General features: G+C 72.8%; 3 protein-coding genes. 2 read left to right on the top strand and 1 reads right to left on the bottom strand.

Features of this window, described 5'->3' with window-relative positions; all coding sequences use genetic code 11:
* Window positions 1-250 precede the first annotated feature (250 nt).
* Window positions 251-1,951, top strand: a complete 1,701-nt coding sequence (locus HW445_RS24435; RefSeq protein ID WP_180223102.1) for an MFS transporter — start codon at window positions 251-253, stop codon at window positions 1,949-1,951.
* 108 nt (window positions 1,952-2,059) lie between these two features.
* Here the strand turns inward: HW445_RS24435 and HW445_RS24430 are convergent, their stop codons facing one another.
* On the bottom strand, window positions 2,060-2,500 hold the full coding sequence (locus HW445_RS24430; RefSeq protein ID WP_180223101.1) for a cell division protein SepF: 441 nt from the start codon (window positions 2,498-2,500) through the stop codon (window positions 2,060-2,062).
* A gap of 329 nt (window positions 2,501-2,829) precedes the next feature.
* Here HW445_RS24430 and HW445_RS24425 point away from each other — a divergent pair.
* Window positions 2,830-3,038 (top strand): DUF5685 family protein (locus HW445_RS24425; RefSeq protein WP_257231267.1); only part of this gene is annotated, 209 nt, incomplete at its 3' end.

Genomic DNA, 3,038 nt, shown 5'->3' with positions numbered 1-3,038 from the left:
ACGCGCGGCGTGCGTGTCGAGATCGGTCACGGCCCGATTATCGGCCGCGGCGGGCACCCGTCCGGCCCGTGCCGTTGAACATGCCCATGGCAGTGGCGCACGCCACAACCGGCCCGCACCGGGGTGAGAACTCCACCACATGTCACCGGCGCGAACTCGCGTACGCTGGCGAACCACTCGTCTTCGTCGAGTGGGCCGGTCGAGCGGCCCGGGGGGCCGCCGGACGCGAGAGATTCTGGGAGGTACGCACATGTCCGGGACGACCGCGTCCGGCACGGACGCCACGAGGCGCCGTGCCCGCCGGGCGACCGGGGCCGGCGCCAACCGCTGGGTCGTCCTCGTGGTCCTCTGCGTCAGCCTGCTGCTCGTCGCGGTGGACGCCACCGTGCTCCACGTCGCGGTGCCGGCGGTCACCGAGGACCTCAGGCCGAGCGCCACCGAACTGCTGTGGACCGTGGACGTCTATCCGCTGGTCTGCGCCTCGCTGCTGATCCTCTTCGGCACCCTGGGCGACCGGGTGGGCCGCCGGCGGATCCTGCTCCTCGGCTACGCGCTGTTCGGCCTGGCCTCCGGCGTCGCGGCCTGCGCCGACAGCGCGCAGGTGCTGATCGCGGCGCGTGCGCTGCTCGGCGTCGGCGGCGCGATGATCATGCCCGCCACCCTGTCCGTGCTCCGCCAGGTCTTTCCGGACCGGAGGGAGCGGGCGCTCGCCATCGGCGTGTGGAGCGCGGTGGCCGCGGTGGGCGCGGCCGTCGGACCGCTGCTCGGCGGCTTCCTGCTGGAGCGGTTCTGGTGGGGCTCGGTCTTCCTGATCAACATTCCGCTGATGCTGGTCGCCCTGCCGGTCGGCCGGCTGCTGCTGCCGGAGTCGCGGGGCGACCGCCAGGGCCCGTGGGACGTCACGGGCGCCCTCACCGCGGCGGCCGGCCTCTTCGGCGCGGTCTACGGCGTCAAACGGCTGGGCGGCGGCGTCTCGCCCGAGTCGCCGCTGACCTGGGGTCCGCTGGCGGGAGGCGTGCTGCTGCTGGTGCTGTTCGCGCGGCGGCAGCGACGGCGCGAGCACCCGCTGATCGACATGCGGCTGTTCGCGCGGCCGGCCTTCGGGACGTCCATCGGCTGCATCGTGCTGGCGATGCTGGCACTGGTGGGCCTCGAACTCATCGCGGCGCAGTACCTCCAGCTGGTGCTGGGTCTCTCCCCGCTGGAGACCGGACTGCGGATGCTCCCGCTGACGCTCGCCGCCATGGCGGCGGGCCTCGCCGGGGCGCGGCTGCTGCGCGTCCTGGGACCGCGGGTCATGGTGGCGGCCGGTTTCGTGCTCACCGCGGCGGCCGTGCTGACGCTCCTGCCGATGGGGGCCGAGGACGACCCGGTGCTGCTGCTGTGCGGCTTCGTGCTGCTGGGACTGGGGCTGGAGACGACGCTCTTCGGGGCGTACGAGTCGATGCTGAGCGAGGCGCCCGAACGTGAGGCCGGCGGCGCGGCGGCCATCGGCGAGACCTCGTACCAGCTCGGCGCCGGGCTGGGGATCGCCCTGCTGGGCAGCGTGATGAACGCGGCCTACGCGCCGGGGGTGACATCGGTGCCGGGCGTGCCGGGGCAGGCCTCGACAGCGGCCGGACACTCCATCGGGGAGGCCTACGAGGTCGCGCACGGGCTCGGCGGCGCGGTGGGGGAGACCCTGCGGACGGCGGCGCGGGACGCGTTCGTGCACGGCCTGCACGTGACGCTGGTGGTCAGCGCCGGGCTGCTCCTGCTGGGTGCGGTGGCGGCGCTGCGCCTGCCGCGGGAGATGCGCGACGACCACCTGGACCGCGAGGAGAAGCTGGACCGCGACGGTCACCTCGGCGAGGACGCCGGGGCCGCCCAGGAGGCGGAGGCCGGGGTGCCGTCGCCCCGGGAGAAGAAGAGCAAGGGGACGCCGGCGCGACGGCCGAGGGTCTCGGCCTGACGGCCGGGAGCCGGCCGGCGGGACCGCCGTGCGCGCCCGCGACGGGGGACGGACGCAGCAGGGCGCTCACCGGTTCCCGGTCACGGCCCGCCGGTGAGCGGCCCTGCCTCAGCTCTGGTTGAAGAAGGCGTCCCGGGCGCCCGGGGCGGCCTCGCCGCTGACGATCTCCGTGTTGGCGGGCGTGAGGAGGAAGACCCGGTTGGCCACGCGCTCGATGGAGCCGCGCAGACCGAAGATCAGACCGGCGGCGAAGTCCACCACCCGCTTGGCGTCCGTGGCGTCCATCGCGGTGAGGTTCATGACCACCGGCACGCCCTCGCGGAAGAGCTCACCGATGGCGCGGGCGTCCCGGAAGCTGTCGGGAGTGATGGTGCCGATCCGCCGGCCTCTGGCCTCGGCCGGCTCGGCCGCGACCTTCACCCGCGGGTCGGTGACCCAGGCGTCCTCGGACTCCGGGCCCTCGGCGTAGTCGTCGTCTTCGTAGTAGCGCTCGTCATCGCTGTCGTCGACGAGGCCAAGCCAGGCACTCGCCTTGCGCACCGATCCCATGGACGCCTCCTCTCGCTGCGGTCTCTCTCGCTTCCGCTTCCCTATGGTCGTCCATGAGTCGGACATCGTGCCAAGTGGACGGACACCGCGCAGGGGGGTTGTGACGGTACCGGTGCCCGGTGGATACGTACAGAGTCCGTGTATCCCAAGGGACTTGTCCTACACGAGTGCTGATTGGGAGTGAAATAATATTCTTCGCGGCGAACGAGTGAGTTGTGGTGCCTCCGGGTGAACCACCTACCCCATTACGATCTCCGAAGTCGCCCGCAGATACAGGGGGCGCAGGAGACCCGCGCCACGACGGGGCGGGCGTCTGAGGGGGAGTCACGATGTTCGGAATGGTCAGGCCCTGCCGTCACCGGCTCGGGGAACGGCTCGCCGCGGAGTGGATGGCGCACCTGTGCGGCCTGTGCCTGGCCCTGCGCGGGGACCACGGTCAGTTCGCCCGCGTCGTGACCAACTACGACGGCCTGCTGATATCCGTGCTGACGGAGGCTCAGGCGGCCCGCCCGGAAGGCGGGCGGCGCACCGCCGGCCC

Origin of the sequence: Streptomyces sp. UH6 (assembly GCF_013421635.1) — a bacterium.
GTDB classification, from domain to species: domain Bacteria; phylum Actinomycetota; class Actinomycetes; order Streptomycetales; family Streptomycetaceae; genus Streptomyces; species Streptomyces abyssomicinicus.
The sequence above is the reverse complement of the archived record's forward strand: the minus strand, read 5'-3'. Positions and strand labels throughout refer to the sequence as shown.